Here is a 20,004-nt window from a genome sequence, read left to right as displayed (position 1 = left end):
CTCCTTGCAATGATGTTTCAGCAGAGTCAGGGGTGGTCCGCCCCGGGTGGGTCGGGGCGGGCCGGTTCGGGCCGGGGGCCGTCAGGGCCGGGCGGGTGTCATTCGAGTCCGTCGACGAGGGCGAACAGCTCTTCGTCGGAGGCGGCGTCGATGTCGGCTGTCTGTCGCTTCCTGCCCTGGTCGGCGGCCTGTTCGCCGATGGTGTCCAGCAGTCGGCGCAGTCGGCCGGCGGCCTCCTCCCGCACCGGGTCGTCCATCGGCCCGGAGCGCAGGGCGGCCTCCAGCCTGTCGAGTTCGGCGAGGAGCGGTACTGCTGCCGTCTCTTCAGGGGCGAGCTCGGTGCGCAGCCAGCCGGCGAGGGCGGTCGGGGTGGGATGGTCGAAGACCAGGGTGGCCGGCAGCCGCAGCCCGGTCGCCGCGTTGAGGCGGTTGCGCAGTTCGACGGCGGTGAGGGAGTCGAAGCCCAGGTCCTTGAACGCCTGGCGGGCCTGCACCCCGTCGGCCGAGTCGTGCCCCAGTACGGCGGCGGCCTCGGCGCGGACCACGTCGGTCAGAATCCGGTCCTGCTCCGAACGGCCCGCCCCGGCCAGCCGGGCGGCGAGTTCGCCCCTGCTGTCGCTGCGGGAGACGCTGCCTGCGGCGGCCCGCTCCGCGGCCAGTCGGCGGATCTCCGGGATGTCCCGGACCAGCGGCAGATCCAGCTCGTCCGCCGAACCCGGTGCCGAGCCCAGTTGCTGCCAGTCGAAGTCCATCACCGTCACCGTCGGCTCCGGGCCGTCCAGCGATTCGCCCAGCGCCCGGACGGCGAGCTGGGGGTCCATCGGCGGCATCGGGAGCCGGCGCATCCGGGAGCGGATGGCCTCGTTGGATTCGCCCAGTCCGCCACCGCCCCACAGGCCCCAGGCCACTGCCAGACCGGCCAGGCCGCGAGCCCGGCGGTTCTCCGCCAGCGCATCCAGGTAGGCGTTGGCGGCTGCGTAGTTGCCCTGGCCCGGGCCGCCGAGGGTGGAGGCAGCCGAGGAGAACAGTACGAATGCGTCCAGGTCCAGGTCCGCGGTCAGCTCGTCCAGGAGCGCCGCGCCATGCGCCTTCACACTCAGCACGCTCTCCAGACGCGGGGTGGTGAGACGGTCCAGCACACCGTCGTCCAGCACGCCCGCGGTGTGCATCACCGAGGACAGCTCCGGGCCGCTGCTGCCGATCCAGCCCAGCAGGCTGGCCAGCGGGCCGCGTTCGCTGACGTCACAGGAGATCACGTCCACGTGGACGCCAGCGGTGGCCAGCTCCGCGGCCCGAGTCGCGACATCGGCTGCTGCCGGGCCGGAACGTCCCGCCAACACCAGACGCTTGGCTCCCCGGTCTGCCAGCCACTGCGAGACATGCCCGGCGATGGCACCGGTGCCGCCGGTGACCAGTACGGTTCCCCGCGGCGACCAGGGTGTACGGGGGCTGCGTCGCGGCACCCGCGACATCCGCCGGCCCAGGGTTCCGGCCGTCCGGATGGCAACCTCGTTCTCCTTGCAGCCGGCCAGTACTGCCACCAACCGCCCGCCGGTCCGCTCGTCGAATGTCTCCGGCAGGTCGACCAGACCACCCCAGCGCTCGGGGTGCTCCAGCGCGACGACCCGGCCCAGGCCCCAGACCTGCGCCTGCACCGGACGGGACAGCACCTCGCCGCGGCCGGCCGCGACCGCACCGCGCGTGGCAACCCACAGCGGCGCCTCGATCTCGGCGTCGCCGAGAGCCTGGACCAGGCTCAGGGTGGCAGCCAGCCCGGCGTTCACGACCGGACGGTCCGGCAGCGGTGTCTCGTCCAGCGCCAGCAGCGACAGCACACCGGAGATGGCTGACGGGTCTGCCGCCGCGCCGGTCAGCGATGCCGCCAGCTCGGACCGGTCGACTGTCTCGGCCGGTACCTCGATCACTACGGCCTCGGCACCGCGGGCGCTCAGCGCGGTCGCGCACTGCTGCGCCGCACCGCCGTCCGCCCCGGCCGCAACCACCATCAGCCACGTACCGGACAGCACACGAGCGTCAGGCTCGGCGATGGCCGACCAACCAGTGCGGTAACGCCAACCGGCAGCGGTCGAACGATCCCGTTCGCGGCGCCGCCAGGACGCCAGCGCCGGCAGCACCTCATTGAACGGACGCTCGCCCTCCAGGGCCAGTGCGTCACCCAGCCCGGACAGGTCTCCGTCCTCAACGGCCGCCCAGAAGGCCGCCTCCGCGTCAGTGCTGGCTCCGGCGGACGTGGAACCGGCGGTCGTGGTACCGGGCATGGGCAGCACCAACATGCCTTCCGGCCAGAAGCGGCGACGCCGGAACGCGTAGGTCGGAAGCTCGACCTGCTCACCAGCGGGCAGCACTGCCTGCCAGTCCACCGGTGCGCCACTGACGAACGCTTCGGCCAGGGAGGTCAGCAGGCGCTCGGCGCCGCCGTCGTCCCGGCGGAGGGTCCCGCACACGTCGGCAGGCTCTCCACCCGTCTCCTGGGCGAGGTCGACCAGGGTGTCGTTCATCGCGCCCATCAGCACCGGGTGCGGCGTCACCTCAACGAACACCTGATGGCCACGGCCGGCCAGCACCCGCACGGCACGGTCGTAGTGCACGGTGGCGCGCAGGCTGCGGTACCAGTATCCGGCGTCCAGCTCTTCGCCGGTGAGGGTTTCGCCGGTCATTGCGGAGACCATCGGGACGCGGCCCCGGCGCGGGGAGATTCCGGCCAGGACGGTGGTGATCTCCTCCTCCAGCCGGTCCACCTGAGCGGAGTGCGAGGCGTAGTCGACCGCGACCATGCGGGCGCGGGCGCCCGCCGCCTCGAACTCCGCCTTCAGCTCCTCCAGGGCCTCGGGTTCACCGGACACCACCGTCGCCGAAGGGCCGTTGACCGCCGCCAGCGCGGCACGGTCCCCGAACCGAACCAGACGCTCCTCAACCTCCGCCGCCGGACGGCTGACCGACAGCATCCCGCCCGCTCCTGCCAGCACCTTCAGGGCACGGGACCGCAACGCCACCACACGCGCGCCATCCTCAAGCGAGAGCATCCCGGCGACCGTGGCCGCGGCAATCTCGCCTTGCGAGTGGCCGACTACGGCCTCCGGGGCGACACCGGCCGCCTCCCAGACAGCGGCGAGGGAGACCATCACCGCCCACAGCGCGGGCTGGACGACGTCGGCCGCCTCCAGCGCGGGAGCGTTTCCGGTGCCCGCCAGGACGTCGCTGAGCGACCAGTCAACGTACGGGGCCAACGCCGCAGCACACTCCGCCAACCGCGCCGCGAACACCGGCGAGGTACTCGCCAGCTCCTGTCCCATGCCCAGCCACTGCGATCCCTGACCGGCGAAAGCGAACACCGGACGGGCATTGGAGCGGGCCATGCCGGACACCACCGACCCAGCCGGAACGCCCGTCGCCAGGCTTTCCACGCCACCGAGCAGCTCGGCACGGCCCGTCCCCACCACGACGGCCCGGTGTTCGAAGACCGACCGAGTCGCCGCCAGCGACCAGGCCACATCGGCCGGTGCCAGCTCCAGACGCGTCGCCGTCCACTCCCGCAGCCGACCCGCCTGCGCCGACAGCGCATCAGCAGTCCGCCCAGAGAGCACCCAAGCGCTGGTACCGGTGACCACCGGTACCACCGGCTCTCCGGGTTGCTCGACGGCTTCGGCATCCTGCGCTGCGGGGGCCTCTTCCAGGATGAGGTGGGCGTTGGTGCCGCTCATGCCGAACGCCGACACAGCGGCCCGCCGCACGCGCTCGCCATCGGACGGCCAGGCCATCTGCTCGTTCAGCAGCCGCACCGCACCCGCCGACCAGTCCACATGCGAAGACGGCGCTTCGGCATGGAGAGTTCGCGGCAACTGCTCATGCTGCAACGCCAGCACCATCTTGATGACACCAGCAACACCCGCCGCGGCCTGGGTGTGGCCGATGTTGGACTTCACCGACCCCAGCCACAACGCATCCCGATCACCACGGTCCCGGCCATAGGTCGCCAGCAGCGCCTGCGCCTCGATCGGGTCACCAAGCTTCGTACCGGTCCCGTGCGCCTCCACCACATCCACCTCGGCAGCGGACAGGCGGGCGTTGGCCAGCGCGGCACGGATCACCCGCTGCTGCGACGGCCCGTTAGGGGCAGTCAGGCCGTTGGACGCACCGTCCTGATTGACCGCACTGCCCCGCAACAGCGCCAGCACCTTGTGCCCGTTACGGCGAGCGTCGGACAGCCGCTCCACCACCACCATGCCGGCACCCTCGGCCCAGCCCGTACCGTCCGCATCCTCCGAGAACGCCCGGCACCGGCCATCCGCCGACAGCCCCTGCTGCCGGGAGAAGTCAATGAACGTACCCGGCGTCGCCATCACCGTCGCCCCACCAGCCAACGCCAGCGAGCACTCCCCCGACCGCACCGCCTGCGCCGCCAGGTGAAGCGCCACCAGCGACGACGAGCAGGCAGTGTCCACCGTCACCGCCGGGCCCTCCAGACCCAGCACGTAGGACACCCGACCGGACAGAACGCTGGTCGCATTGCCGGTGAGCACGTGCCCCTCGGCACCAGAGTCGTCCTGGCTCATGGATACGCCGAGCCCGTAGCCGGAGGTGAAACCGCCGGCGAAGACACCGGTGGCACTCTCCCTCAGCGAGGCCGGGTCGATGCCGGCGCGCTCCAGTGCCTCCCAGGACGTCTCCAGCAACAGCCGCTGCTGCGGGTCCATCGCCAGCGCCTCACGCGGACTGATCCCGAAGAACCCCGCATCGAACTCAGCCGCATCCCGCAAGAACGCACCCTGGGCAACGTACGACGTGCCCTCACGCTCGCCCTCCGGGTCGTACACACTCTCCAGGTCCCAGCCACGGTCGCTCGGGAAGTCGCCAACGCCGTCGCCACCGGAAGCAAGGAACTCCCAGAACTCCTCCGGGTTACCGACCCCGCCGGGGAATCGGCACGCCATTCCGACGATCGCCAGCGGCTCATCCGCAGGCGCCGCCACCACAGTGACCGCCGGAGCACCAGCAGTGCCCGCCTCGCCACCGGTCAACTCACCGCGCAGGAAAGCGGCCAGCGCCAGGGGGGTGGGGTAATCGAAGACCAGGGTCGACGGCAGCCGCAACCCGGTCGCCGCATTGAGACGGTTACGCAGCTCGACGGCGGTGAGGGAGTCAAAGCCCAGATCCTTGAACGCCCGACGGTCCTCCACCGCATCGGCCGAGCCGTACCCCAGCACCGCCGCAGCCTCACCGCGCACCACATCAGTGAGCATCCGCTCCTGCTCCGAGCGGCCCAGTCCAGCCAGTTGGCGGGCCAACTCGCCCTCGACGTGTACGGCGGTGGTCGAACCGTCACCGGCCGCGGCCATGTCTCGGATCTCGGGCAGGTCCCGGACCAACGGCCGCTTCACCAGCTCCACGGCCCCGGGGCCGGAAGCCAACTGCTCCCAGTCCACATCCATGACGGCAACGGCGGCATCCGGGCCCTGCAACGCCTCGGCCAGCGCACGAACTGCGAGCTGCGGGTCCATCGGCGGCATCGCACCCCGCTCGACCCGCGCCCGCACCGCACCACTCGACGCAGCCATACCACCACCGGCCCACGGCCCCCACGCCACCGAAAGACCAGCCAACCCCCGGGCCCGGCGGTTCTCCGCCAGCGCATCCAGGTAGGCATTGGCCGCCGCGTAGTTGCCCTGCCCCGAACCACCCAGAGTGGCAGCCGCAGCCGAGAACAACACAAACGCGTCCAGGTCCAGGTCCGCGGTCAGCTCATCCAGCAGCACCGCACCCTGTGCCTTGACCTCCAGCACAGTCTCCAGCCGCCCAGTGTTCAGGCGATCCACCACACCGTCGTCCAGCACACCCGCGGTATGCATCACCGAAGAGAGCCGGGGGCCACTCGCACTGATCCGGTCCAGCAACCCGGCCAGGCCGGCCCGTTCGCTGACATCGCAAGCAACGATCTCTACAGCGGAACCGGCCGCGGCGAGTTCGGCCGCCAGCGCCGCCGCGCCCTCAGCCGCCGGGCCCGAGCGGCTGGTCAGCACCAGACGCTCGGCACCCCGGCCAGCCAGCCACCGCGAAACATGCCCGGCAATCGCACCGGTCCCACCGGTGACCAGTACGGTCCCCCGCGGCGACCAGCTCTCCCGCACACCACGGCCCGAGACATGCGCAAGCCGCCGGCCCAAGATCCCGGACGGCCGCAGAGCCACCTCGTTCTCGCCACAGCCGGCCAGAACCGCCACCAGCCGTGCACCGGAGCGCTCGTCAAGCGTCCCCGGCAGATCGACCAGGCCACCCCAGCGCTCGGGGTACTCCAGCGCGACCACCCGGCCCAGGCCCCAGACCTGCGCCTGCACCGGACGGGCCAGCACCTCGCCTCGCCCGGCCGCCACCGCACCACGCGTGGCCACCCACAGCGGCGCCTCGACCTCGGCGTCGCCGAGAGCCTGGATCAGGCCCAGGGTGGCAGCCAAGCCGCCGGGCACCACCGGGTAATCCGGCAGCGGCGTCTCGTCCAGCGCCAGCAGCGAGAGCACACCGGACACGGCCGACGCATCCGCCGCGCCAGTCAGCAACGCGGCCAGTTCGGCCCGGTCCACCGTCCCAGCCGGTATCTCAACCACGACGGCCTCGGCGCCACGGGCCGTCACTGCCGCCGCAGACTGGTGCCGCAGTTCCTCCGCGCAACCAACCGGCGTAAGCAGCACCCACACTCCGGTCAGCACACGAGCATCAGGCTCGGCAACAGGCGACCAAACGGTCCGGTAACGCCAGTCGGCCGTAGCCGAACGGTCCAGCTCACGGCGCCGCCAGGACGCCAACGCCGGCAGCACGACACCCAGCGGGCCCGCATCCTCCAAAGCCAGCGTCTCCGCGACCCGCGCCAAGTCACCGTCCTCGACAGCCGCCCAGAACCCGGCCTCCGTCTGCGTGCCAGCCCCGGCCGCAGTCGCGACCGCCGATGGCATGAGCGGGAGAACCCCCTCGGGCCAGTAGCGCTGGTGCCTGAAGGCGTACGTGGGCAGCTCGACCTGCTCACCGGCAGACAGCACCGATGCCCAGTTGACCGGAGCACCGTTGACGAAAGCACGGGCCAGGCCGGACAGCAGGCCCGCGGTGCCTTCGTCATCACGCCGCTGGAGCGCGACGAACGCCGCCTCCGCACCGTCCACGCCAGCCACCGCGTCGGGGCCGAGGGAGGAGAGGGAACCGTCCGGGCCCACCTCAAGGAAGACCGAAACGCCCTCCCGCGCAAGAGTGGCCACCGCATCCGCGAAGCGGACCGTCTGACGGGTCTGCGCAGGCCAGTAGCCGGCCTGCGGGTCGGACACCAGGTCACCGGTGAGGGCACCGGCCCACATCACCTCAGGACGACGGAACTCCAACCCCTCCGCGACGGTACGCAGCTCGTCCAGCACCGGGTCCATCGCCGGGGAGTGGAACGCGTGTGAGACGCGCAGGGGCCGCACACGGCGACCCCGGTCCCGCCACAGCTCCACCACCGCGTCAACCGCATCGACCGCACCGGAGACGACCACGGATTCCGGGCCATTGACCGCCGCTACGGCCACCTCACCCGACACCTCGTCGAACGAGGCAATGACATCTGCCTCGGCGGCGTTGATCGCTGCCATCGCCCCACCAGGTGGCAGCTCCTGCATCAGCCGGGCCCGGGCGGCCACCAGCGCACAGGCATCCGGCAGCGACAGCACCCCAGCCACATGGGCAGCCGCCACCTCACCAACCGAGTGGCCCACCACCGCGTCCGGCACCACACCGGCGGCCCTGAGAACCTCCGCCAGGGCCACCTCGAAGGCGAACAGACCCGCCTGCGCATACAGCGTCTGATCGGCCAGCCCAGCAGCCGCACCGTCGCCGTCGCCGTCCAGGATCACGTCCCGCAGGCGTACCTCGGTCCCCAGTTCCAGCTCCAGCAGCCCGCACACCCGGTCGAACGCCCCGGCGAACACCGCACTGCCCGCATACAGGCCACGGCCCATACCCGCCCACTGCGCACCCTGCCCAGCGAAGACCAGGCCCACCCGGGCATCCGGCCGGGCCACCCCCGACACCACCTCGGCCGAGGAGGCTCCGGCGGCCAGCTTGTGCAGACCGGACAGCAGCACATCACGCTCGGTCCCGAGCACCACCGCGCGGTGCTCGAAAGCCGACCGCGTCGCCGCCAACGACCAGGCCACATCAGCCGGTCGCAGTTCCGGACGGGCCGACACCCACTCCCGCAGCCGCCCAGCCTGCGCCGACAGTGCCTCAGCCGTACGACCGGACACCACCCACGCACCCGCACCCTCAAGAGCAACAACCGGCTCCTGACCACCGCTTTCACTCCGCGCCTCGATCGCGGGGGCTTCCTCCAGGATCACGTGGGCGTTGGTACCGCTGATACCGAACGCCGAGATCCCCGCCCGGCGCGGACGCTCCCCCACCGGCCACGGCACCGACTCCGTCAGCAACCGCACCTCACCCGCCGACCAGTCCACGTGCGACGTCGCCTCATCAGCGTGCAACGTCCGCGGCAACTGACCGTGCTGAAGTGCCAGCACCATCTTGATCACACCCGCCACACCCGCGGCAGCCTGAGTGTGGCCGATGTTGGACTTCACCGAACCCAGCCACAGCGGGTCGCCTTCGCCACGATCACGGCCGTACGTCGCCAGCAGCGCCTGCGCCTCGATCGGGTCACCAAGCTTCGTACCGGTCCCGTGCGCCTCCACCGCGTCCACCTCGGACGGAGACAACCCGGCGTTGGCCAATGCGGCCCGAATCACCCGCTGCTGAGACGGCCCGTTCGGCGCCGAAAGACCATTCGACGCGCCATCCTGATTCACCGCCGTACCACGGACAACAGCCAGTACCCGATGCCCGTTACGCCGCGCATCCGAAAGCCGTTCCACCACCAGAACACCGGCACCCTCGGCCCAGCCTGTACCGTCCGCGTCCTCCGAGAACGCCCGGCACCGGCCATCCGCCGACAACCCCTGCTGACGGGAGAACTCCACGAAGGAGAAGGGGGTGGCCATCACGGTCACACCGCCGGCCAAGGCCATCGAGCACTCCCCGGAGCGCAACGCCTGGGCCGCCAGGTTGAGTGCCACCAGCGAGGACGAACAGGCAGTGTCCACCGTCACCGCCGGGCCCTCCAGGCCCAGGGCGTAGGAGACGCGGCCGGAGAGGACGCTGGTGGAGTTGCCGGTCATCAGGTGGCCCTCGACGCCGGAGCCGTCCTGGCCGGTGAGTGCCATGCCGATGGCGTAGCCGGAGCCGAAGCCGCCGGCGAACACGCCGGTCGGGCTGCCGCGCAGGGACGACGGGTCGATACCGGCGCGTTCCAACGCCTCCCAGGAGGTTTCCAGCATCAGCCGCTGCTGCGGGTCCATCGCCAGCGCCTCACGCGGGCTGATCCCGAAGAACCCCGCGTCGAACTCGGCTGCCCCTCGCAGGAAGGCACCGGAGTCGGTGTAGGAGGTTCCGCTGCCGTGCCGGTCCGGGTCGAAGAAGCCGTCCAGGTCCCAACCACGGTCGGTCGGGAAACCACCCACCGCGTCACCACCGGAAGCCAGCAGCTCCCAGAACTCCTCGGGGCTGCTCGCACCACCGGGGAAGCGGCAGGCCATGCCAACGATCGCCAGCGGCTCGTCCGTAGCAGGGGTTGCGGAGACCGGCGCAGCAACTGCGGTCTGTGTCACCTGCCCGGTCAGTTCGCCGTGCAGAAAGGCGGCCAGCGCGACCGGGGTCGGGTGGTCGAAGACCAGGGTCGCCGGCAGCCGCAGTCCGGTTGCCGCATTTAGCTGGTTGCGCAGCTCGACGGAGGTCAGCGAATCGAAGCCGAGGTCCCTGAAAGCCTGGCGGGCCTGCACCTCGTCCGCAGAGTCGTGCCCCAGTACGGCGGCGGCCTCGGCACGGACCACGTCGGTCAGAATCCGGTCCTGCTCCGAGCGGCTCAGCCCGGCCAGTCGGGTGGCGAGTTCGCCGTCGGCGCGGAAGGCCGGGCCGGTGCTGCCGTTGTCGGCGCGGGCGGCGGCGAGCCGCCGGATCTCCGGCATGTCCCGGACCAGCGGCATCTCCAGGACGTGCGCCGTACCTGGCGCCGCGCCCACCTGCTGCGGGTCGAAGTCCATCACCGTCACCGCGGCGTCCGGGCCGTCCATGGCCTCGATCAGGGCCTCCACCGCGAGCTGGGGGTCCATCGGCGGCATCGCGGTCCGGCGCATCCGGGAGCGGATGGCCTCGTTGGACTGCGCCAGGCCGGCGCCGCCCCACAGGCCCCAGGCCACCGTCAGGCCGGGCAGTCCGCGAGCCCGGCGGTTCTCCGCCAGCGCGTCCAAGTAGGAGTTGGCCGCCGCGTAGCTGCCTTGGCCCGGGCCGCCGAGGGTGGAGGCAGCCGAGGAGAACAGTACGAATGCGTCCAGATCCAGGTCCGCGGTCAGCTCGTCCAGGAGCGCCGCGGCGTGGGCCTTCACCGCCAGAACGGGCGCCAACCGGGCCACCGAGAGTCGGTCCACGACACCGTCGTCCAGGACTGCGGCCGTGTGCAGTACGGAGGAAAGCCCGGGGCCGCTTGCGTCAATCCAGCCCAGCAGCCCGGTCAGGCCGGACCGTTCGCTGACATCGCAGGCGACGATCTCCACTGCGGAACCGGCCGCTGCGAGTTCGGCCGCCAGTGCTGCCGCGCCCTCGGCGGCTGGGCCCGAGCGGCTGGTCAGCACCAGACGTTCGGCACCCCGGCCGGCCAGTCGCCGCGCGACGTGTCCGGCGATCGCCCCGGTTCCACCGGTGATCAGTACGGTGCCACGAGGCGTCCAGCCCTTTTCCGGGCCGCTGCTGTGCGGAACGCTCGACAGCCGACGGCCCAGAATCCCGGCCCGCCGGACGGCGACCTCGTTCTCATCGCAGCCGGCCAGGACCGCCACCAGCCGCGCACCGGACCGCTCATCGAGCGTCTCCGGCAGATCGACCAGACCACCCCAACGCTCCGGGTGCTCCAGCGCGACCACCCTGCCCAGACCCCACACCTGCGCCTGCACCGGACGGGCCAGCGCCTCACCCCGGCCGGCCGCCACCGCACCACGCGTGGCCACCCACAGCGGCGCCTCGACCCCGGCATCACCAAGAGCCTGCACCAGGCCCAGAGTGGCAGCCAGCCCGGCGTTCACAACCGGCCGGTCCGGCAGCGGCGTCTCATCCAGCGCCAGCAGCGACAGCACACCGGACACGGCCGACGCATCCGCCGCGCCGGTCAGCAATACCGCAAGCTCGGCCCGGTCCACCGTTCCGGCCGGAACCTCGACCACCACGGCCTCGGCGCCCCGGGCGCTCAGCGCCTCGATACAGCCCTGCGCCAGGTCCGCCGTCGACTCGGCGGGGACGGCGACCAACCACGTACCGGACAGCAGCCGGACATCCGGCTCGGCGATGACCGACCAACCAATGCGATAACGCCAACCGGCAGTGGTCGAACGATCCCGCTCCCGGCGCCGCCACGACGCCAGCGCCGGCAGCACCTCATTGAACGGACGCCCACCCTCCAAAGCCAGCGCGTCACCCAGCCCAGACAGGTCACCCCCCTCGACGGCCGCCCAGAACGCCGCCTCCGCATCGGTGCTCGCGACTTCCCCGGCAGCGGCAAGCGAACCGCCCGTCGGCAGCGCCAGCATGCCCTCCGGCCAGTACCGGCGACGCCGGAACGCGTAAGTGGGAAGCTCGACCCGCTCACCGACGGGCAGCACCGTTGCCCAGTCCACCGACGCCCCGTTGACGAACGCCTCGGCCAGCGAGGCCACCAGACGATCCGCACCGCCGTCGTCACGCCGCAGCGTCCCGCAGACGGCTCCCGGCTCTGCCCCCGGGCCGGCCTCCTGGGCGAGGTCGACAAGGGTGTCGTTCATCGCGCCCATCAACACCGGATGCGGCGTCACCTCGACAAACACCTGATGCCCACGACCCGCCAGCACCCGCACCGCACGGTCGTAATGCACCGTCGCCCGCAGGCTGCGGAACCAGTACCCGGCGTCCAGCTCCTCACCGGACAGCATCTCGCCAGTCATCGCCGAGACCATCGGGACCCGGCCCCGGCGCGGAGAGATTCCGGCCAGGACGGTGGTGATCTCCTCCTCCAGCCGGTCCACCTGTGCCGAATGCGAGGCATAGTCCACCGCAACCATGCGGGCCCGGGCACCCTCCGCCTCGAACTCCGCCCTCAGCTCCTCCAGCGCGGCCGGCTCACCCGAGACGACGGTGGCCGACGGCCCGTTGACCGCCGCCAGGGACAGCCTGTCGCCGAAGCGGGCCAGGCGTTCCTCGACCTCCGCCGCCGGACGGCTGACCGACAGCATCCCGCCCGCACCCGCCAGCACCTTCAGCGCACGCGACCGCAACGCCACCACACGCGCACCGTCCTCAAGCGACAGCATCCCCGCGACCGTGGCCGCCGCGATCTCCCCCTGCGAGTGACCGACCACCGCCTCCGGAGCGACACCCGCCGCCTCCCAGACAGCGGCCAGCGACACCATCACCGCCCACAACGCAGGCTGGACAACATCCGCCGCCTCCATCGCCGGAGCGCCCTCCGCCCCCGCCAACACCTCAGTCAGCGACCAGTCAACGTACGGCTCCAACGCCGCAGCACACTCCGCCAACCGCCCCGCAAACACCGGCGAAACCCCCGCCAGCTCCCGCCCCATCCCCACCCACTGCGAACCCTGACCGGCAAAGGCAAACACCGGCCGAACATCCGACCGGGCCGTACCCGAGACCAACGCACTCGAGGGCGCACCGGACGCCAGCCCCCCAAGCCCCGCCAGCACCTGCTCCCGATCGCCGCCAACCACAACCGCCCGGTGCTCGAAGACCGACCGAGTCGCCGCCAACGACCACGCCACATCAACCGGCCGAAGCGCCGGACGAAGCGAAATCCACTCCCGCAACCGCCCAGCCTGCGCCGCCAACGCCTCAGCAGTCCGCCCAGACAGCACCCACGCACCGGCACCAGCCACCACCGGAGCCACCGGGACCACCGGCTCCCCGGGCTCCCCAGACCCCCCAGACCCCCCAGACCCCTCGACAGCTTCAACGCCCTCCCCCGCAGGCGCCTCCTCCAGAATGACGTGCGCATTGGTCCCGCTGATGCCAAAGGAAGAGACACCTGCACGCCGCACCCGCTCACCACCGGACGGCCAAGGCACCGGCTCAGTGAGCAGCCGCACCTCACCCGCCGACCAGTCCACGTGCGAGGACGGAACCTCGGCGTACAGAGTCTGCGGCAGCCGCTCATGCTGCAGGGCCAGCACCATCTTCATGACACCGGCAACACCGGCAGCCGCCTGTGTGTGACCGATATTGGACTTCACCGACCCCAGCAGCAGCGAGCCGCGGTCGCCGCGGTCCTGGCCGTAGGTGGCCAGCAGCGCCTGGGCCTCGATGGGGTCGCCGAGTGTGGTGCCGGTGCCGTGCGCCTCGACCACGTCGATGTCGGCGGTGGTCAGGCCGGAGTTGGCCAATGCGGCGCGGATGACGCGCTGCTGCGACGGCCCGTTGGGGGCGGTCAGTCCGTTCGACGCACCGTCCTGGTTGATGGCGCTGCCCCGCAGCACCGCCAGTACCGGGTGGCCGTTGCGGCGGGCGTCGCTCAGGCGTTCCACCACGAGCATGCCGGCGCCCTCGGCCATGCCCATGCCGTCGGCCTGGTCGGAGAACGCCTTGGAGCGGCCGTCCGCGGCCAGGCCCCGGGCGTGGGAGAACGCCAGGAAGCCGTCGGGGCTGGCCATGATCGTGACGCCGCCGGCCAGGGCCAGCGAGCATTCCCCGGTGCGCAGGGCCTGGGCGGCCAGGTGGAGCGCGACCAGCGACGACGAGCAGGCGGTGTCCACCGTGACCGCCGGGCCCTCCAGGCCCAGGGTGTAGGAGACCCGGCCGGACAGCACGCTGGCGGCGTTGCCGGTCATCAGGTGGGCGCCGAGGTTCTCCAGTTCTTCCTCGTCGGTGACGCTGACGGCGAGGTAGGAGGAGCCGTAGCCGCCGACGAAGGCGCCGGTGCGGCTGCTGCGCAGGGTCGCCGGGTCGATGCCGGCGCGTTCCAGTGCCTCCCAGGACGTCTCCAGCAACAGCCGCTGCTGCGGGTCCATGGCGAGGGCTTCGCGGGGGCTGATGCCGAAGAAGCCGGCGTCGAAGGCGCCTGCGTCCTGCAGGAATCCGCCCACCTGCGTGTACGAGGTACCGGCGTGCTCGATGTCGGGGTCGTAGAGCGCTTCGAGGTCCCAGCCGCGGTCGGTGGGGAAGGTGGACAGGCCGTCGGTGCCGTCGGCGAGCATCTGCCATAGCTGTTCGGGGCTGGTCACGCCGCCCGGGAAGCGGCAGGCCATGCCGACGATGGCGATCGGCTCGTCCGCGGCGTACGCGAAGGTGGCCTGCGGGGCGGCGGGGGCCGCGCCCTGCGGCAGGTCGTCGGTCAGTTGCTCGTGCAGCAGCCGGGCCAGCGCCGTCGGGTTGGGGTGGTCGAAGACCAGGGTGGACGGCAGCCGCAGCCCGGTCGCCGCGTTGAGGCGGTTACGGAACTCGACGGCGATCAGTGAGTCGAAGCCCAGGTCGGTGAAGGGCCGGCCGGCCTCGATGGCGTCGCCCGAGGGGTGTCCCAGTACGGCGGCCGCGTGACTGCGGACGAGATCGAGCAGGAGCCGGTCGCGCTCCGGGCCCAGTTGCGCGGCCAGGTGTGCGCGCAGTTGGTGGGAAGTGCCGGCGGCGGAGGCGCCGGCGGCCGAGGTGACGGCGGCCCGGCGCGGGGCGAGGTCGTCGGCCAGCTCCGTCCAGAGGGCGGGGATGCCGGTGGCGGCTGCCTGGGCCCGCAGCGCGGCCTTGTTCAGCCGGGCCGGGACGAGGAGCGCCTCGGTCCGTTCGAGGGCCAGGTCCAGCAGGGTCAGGCCCTGGTGCTCGTCGAGGGCGGTGAGGCCGGAGCCGGTCATCCGGCGCAGCATCACCTCGTCGAGGTCGCGGCCGATGCCGGCCTCCGGCATCCACGGGCCCCAGGCCAGTGCGGTACCGGCCAGCCCGGCGGCCCGCCGGTGGCCGGCCAGGGTGTCCAGGAAGGCGTTGGCCGCCGCGTAGTTGCCCTGGCCCGCGCCGCCGAAGGCGGCGGCCACCGAGGAGAACAGGACGAAGTGGTCCAGGTCCAGGTGCCGGGTGAGGTCGTGCAGGTGCCAGGCGGCGTCTGCCTTGGGGCGCAGGACGGCGGCCAACTGCTCGGCGTTCAGGGAGCCGATCAGGCCGTCGTCGATGACACCGGCGGTGTGCACGACGGAGCGCAACGGGCGGTCGGCGGGGATCGTGTCCAGGACACCGGCCAGGGCGTCCCGGTCGGCCGCGTCGCAGGCGATCACCCGGACGTCAGCGCCGTGTGCGGCTATCCGGGCGGCCAGGGCGGCGGCGCCGGGGGCGGCCGGACCGGAACGGCTGAGCAGCAGGGTCTCGCCGGCTCTGCCGGTGGCGGCCAGGTGCCGGGCGACGACTCCGCCCAGGGTTCCGGTGCCGCCGGTCACCAGTACGGTGCGCGGCTGTGCCTCGGCAGATGCGGGGGCCGGTGCGGTGCGGTCGGTGACGGTGGGGCGGACCATGCGCCGGGCGTAGCCGCTCTGCTGCCGTACGGCCACTTCCGGTTCGCCGGTGGCCAGTGCGGCGGGCAGCGCGGCGGTGTCGTCGGCACTGCCGTCCGCGGGGAGGTCGGCCAGTACGAAGCGGTCGGGGTGCTCCATCTGGGCCGAGCGCAGCAGGCCCCAGACAGCGCCCGCAGCCGGGTCCGCCACCTGCTCGCCGGGCTGCACCGGCACGCTGCCCCGGGTCACCAGGACGAGCTTGGCTGCCTCCAGCTCGGGTGCGGCGAGCCAGTCCTGCGCCAAGATCAGGGCTTCGGTGGTGACCTGGCGGGCAGCCTCGGCGATCCCGTAGGCGTCCGTTTCGGCGGGTTCGCTGTGTGTGGTGGTGCCGCTGAGGCAGGCGAGCACGGTGCTCGGTACGGTCTCGCCCGCGCCGACGGCGGCCACGAGTTCGGCAATGCCCTCGTAGCCGCGCACCGGTGTTCCGGCGGCGGTCAGTTGCTCGGCCACGGCGAAGCGGTCGGCGCCGATCAGCGCCCACGGCCCGTCCGGAGCCGGGGCCGGGGCCTGCGAGGAGTTGGGGGAGCCGCTGCGGTGCAGCGGAAGCCATTCCACGGTGAACAGGGCGTCGCGGGTCCACGCGTCGTCGCTCTGGAGCTCGTCGGCGGAGAGCGGCCGGGTCCGCACCGAGTCCACCGAGAGCACCATCGCTCCGGTGGGGTCGGCGGCGGTCAGTGCCAGGGTGTCGTCGGGGTTCCGGCGCAGCCTGACGCGCAGTACGGACGCGCCGGCGGCGTGCAGTTCCACGCCGCTCCAGGCGTGGGGCAGGCGGATACGGTCGGGGCCGTCGTCCGTGTCCCGCCCCTGGGCCTGCCCGGCCACGCGGTCGGCGAGCAGGGCCGCGTCGAGCAGCACCGGGTGCAGGGCGTACGGGTCCGCAGCGCCGGCGTCCGACGGCAGTGCCACCTCGGCGAAGATGTCCGCGCCACGCTGCCAGACAGCTTGCAGGCCCTGCTGGGCGGGGCCGTAGACGTCGGCCATCTGGACGGTGTAGAGGTCGTCGATGTCCAGTGCCCGGGCGTTGCGCGGCGGCCAGGCGGTGAGGTCGGCCGGTGTCCGGACCGCGTCCGGGGCGGGGGTGCGGGCCGGGGCGACGACGGCGGTGGCGTGCCGGACCCAGTTGTGCTCCTCCTCCGAGCGGTCCGGGCGGGCGAAGACATCCACCTGACGGCGGCCGTCCTCGTCACCCTCGCCGACAACCACCTGGATCTGCGTCCCGGGGCCTTCGGCGGGCAGCACCAGCGGCTCGTGCAGGGTGAGTTCGGTCAGCAGCGGGCTGCCTGCCTGGTGGCCGGCGCTGACGACCAGCTCCACGAAGCCGGTGCCTGGCAGCAACGTCACGCCACCGACCATGTGGTCGGCCAGCCAGGTCTGGGTACGCGCGGACAGCCGTCCGGTGCACACCAACTGGTCCTCACCGGCCAGCTCGACAACGGCGCGCAGCATGGGGTGACCCACTGCTTCCAGGCCCAGCTCTGCGGGGTCACCGGCGCCCGGCTTCACCGTGCCGGGCAGCGCCATCATGCCCTTGGGCCAGTACCGCTGGTGCCGGAAAGCGTACGTAGGCAGCTCGACCTGCTCACCGGCGGGCAGCACACGCTTCCAGTCCACCGGGGCACCGTTGACGAAAGCACGGGCCAGGCCGATTTCCAGGTCGGTGGCGCCGTCCTCGGTGCGCCGCTGGAGGGGGACGAAGGCGGGCTCGGCGCCGTCCACCTCTGCGACCGCGTCGGGGCCGAGGGAGGAGAGGGAGCCGTCCGGACCCACTTCGAGGAAGACGGAGATGCCCTCTGTTGCGAGAGTGGCTACTGCGTCGGCGAAGCGAACCGTCTGGCGGGTCTGTGCAGGCCAGTAGCCAGCCTGCGGGTCGGACACCAGGTCCCCGATGAGGGCACCGGCCCACATCACCTCCGGGCGACGGAACTCCAGCCCCTCCGCGACCGTACGGAGCTCGTCCAGGACCGGGTCCATCGCCGGGGAATGGAAGGCGTGCGAGACCCGCAGGCGCCGCACACGGCGACCTCGGTCCCGCCACAGTTCCACCACCGCGTCCACGGCTTCGGCCGCACCGGAAATCACCACCGACTGCGGGCCGTTGACCGCCGCGACAGCCACCCCGCCCGACACCTCGGCGAACGAGGCGATGACATCTGCCTCGGCGGCGTTGATCGCTGCCATCGCCCCACCAGGCGGCAGCTCCTGCATCAACCGAGCACGGGCCGCCACCAGCGCACAGGCATCCGGCAGAGACAGCACCCCAGCCACATGGGCCGCAGCCACCTCACCAACCGAATGACCCACCACCGCGTCCGGCACCACACCAGCCGCCTTCAGAACAGCGGCCAAGGCCACCTCGAAGGCGAACAGACCCGCCTGCGCATACAGCGTCTGATCCGCCAGCCCCGCGTCCACCCCCTCCGCACCCAAAACCACGTCCCGCAGACGCACTGCGGCCCCAAGTTCGCGCTCAAGCAGCTCGCAGACCCGGTCGAACGCCTCGGCGAACACCGCACTGCCCGCATACAGGCCACGGCCCATACCCGCCCACTGCGCACCCTGACCAGCAAAGATCAGACCCACCCGGACATCGGACCGGGCCACGCCCGACACCACCACAGACGACGGGACTCCGGCCGCCAGGTCGGCCACCGCCGCCAGCAGCTCCTCGCGCTCCGCACCAAGCACCACCGCGCGGTGCTCGAACGCCGACCGCGTCGCCGCCAACGACCAGGCCACATCGGCCGCACCCAGTTCCGGACGCGCTGACACCCATTCCCGCAGCCGCCCGGCCTGCGCCGACAGCGCCTCAGCCGTACGGGCCGACACCAGCCAGGCGCCGGAGTCCGGCAGCAGCGGCTCGGCGGTGTGGCTGCCGGTGTCCTGAGGTGCGGTGTCCGTGCCGTCCTCGCCGTCCGTCCCGGCCTGCGCCTCGGCGGGTTCCTCCGCCGGGGCCTCCTCCACGATGACGTGGGCGTTGGTGCCGCTGACGCCGAAGGAGGAGACGCCGCCGCGCCGCACCCGCTCGCCCTGCGGCCAGGGGTGGGCCTGGGTCAGCAGCTCGATGTTTCCGGCCGACCAGTCGATGTGCGGCGAGGGCTGTTCGGCGTGCAGGGTCTGCGGCATCTGCTGGTGCTGCAGCGCCAGCACCAGCTTGATCACGCCCGCGATGCCGGCGCCGGCCTGGGTGTGGCCGATGTTGGACTTCACCGAGCCCAGCCGGACCGGCTGGTCCTCCGCGCGGCCCTGGCCGTAGGTGGCCAGCAGTGCCTGGGCCTCGATGGGGTCACCGAGCGTGGTGCCGGTGCCGTGCGCCTCCACCAGGTCGACATCGGCGGTGGACAGGCGGGCGTTGGCCAGGGCGGCGCGGATGACCCGCTGCTGGGAGGGACCGTTGGGGGCGGCCAGCCCGTTGGAGGCGCCGTCCTGGTTGATGGCCGAGCCGCGGATGACCGCGAGCACCGGGTGCCCGTTGCGGCGGGCGTCGGAGAGCCGCTCCAGTACGACCATGCCGGCGCCCTCGGATATGCCCATGCCGTCGGCGTCGGCGGAGAATGCCTTGCAGCGGCCGTCCCCGGCCAGGCCCAACTGCTTGGAGAACTGGGTGAACATGACCGGGACGGTGGTGACCGTGACGCCGCCGGCCAGCGCCAGCGAGCATTCCCCGGACCGTACCGACTGCGCGGCCAGGTGGAGCGCGACCAGGGAGGAGGAGCAGGCGGTGTCCACGGTGACAGCCGGGCCCTCCAGGCCCAGCGCGTAGGAGACCCGGCCGGAGATGACGCTGGTGGAGGTGCCCGTCATCAGGTGGACGTCCAGGTCCTCGTCCGTGCCGAAGCCGTAGCCGGACAGCGAGGCGCCGGCGAAGACGCCGGTCTGGCTGCCGCGCAGGACGTGCGGGTCGATGCCGGAGCGCTCCAGCGCCTCCCAGGCCACCTCCAGCAGCAGCCGCTGCTGGGGGTCCATCGCCACCGCCTCGCGGGGGCTGGTCCCGAAGAACGCGGCGTCGAACCCGCTGGCGTCCGAGATGAACCCGCCCTCGGGAAGCCGCGTGCTGCCGTCCGGGTCCTGGACCCGCAGTTGCGCGAGGTCCCAGCCGCGGTCGGTGGGGATGTCGGCGATCCCGTCGCGTGCGGTGGCGAGCAGGTTCCAGAAGTCCTCCGGAGTGTCGACGCCGCCGGGGTAGCGGCAGCCGATGCCGACGACCGCAATGGGCTCGTGACTGCGTTCCTCGACCTCACGCAGGCGCTGCCGCGTGTTGTAGAGGTCCGTGGTCACCCACTTGAGGTAGTCGCGGAGGGCCTCTTCATCTGCCATCGGATCTCACCATTCCAGTTCGTGAAACGCGCAC

The 20,004-nt window shown here is 72.1% G+C and carries 1 protein-coding gene; it reads right to left on the bottom strand.

The genetic code is table 11. The features are described from left to right. Positions 1-98 precede the first annotated feature (98 nt). A complete protein-coding gene (locus EJG53_RS43465; RefSeq protein ID WP_125048444.1) occupies positions 99-19,970 on the bottom strand; it encodes a type I polyketide synthase in 19,872 nt (6,623 codons plus the stop codon). Positions 19,971-20,004 lie beyond the last annotated feature (34 nt).

Origin of the sequence: Streptomyces chrestomyceticus JCM 4735 (genome assembly GCF_003865135.1) — a bacterium.
In the GTDB taxonomy this organism is placed as follows: Bacteria; Actinomycetota; Actinomycetes; order Streptomycetales; family Streptomycetaceae; genus Streptomyces; species Streptomyces chrestomyceticus.
Note: the sequence above shows the minus strand (reverse complement) of the source record. Positions and strands in the feature narration are given on the sequence as shown.

What these genes read in the sequence shown, in the direction of transcription:
- EJG53_RS43465 (WP_125048444.1), bottom strand. Translation starts at nt 19,970, where the DNA reads ATGGCAGATGAAGAGGCCCTCCGCGACTACCTCAAGTGGGTGACCACG.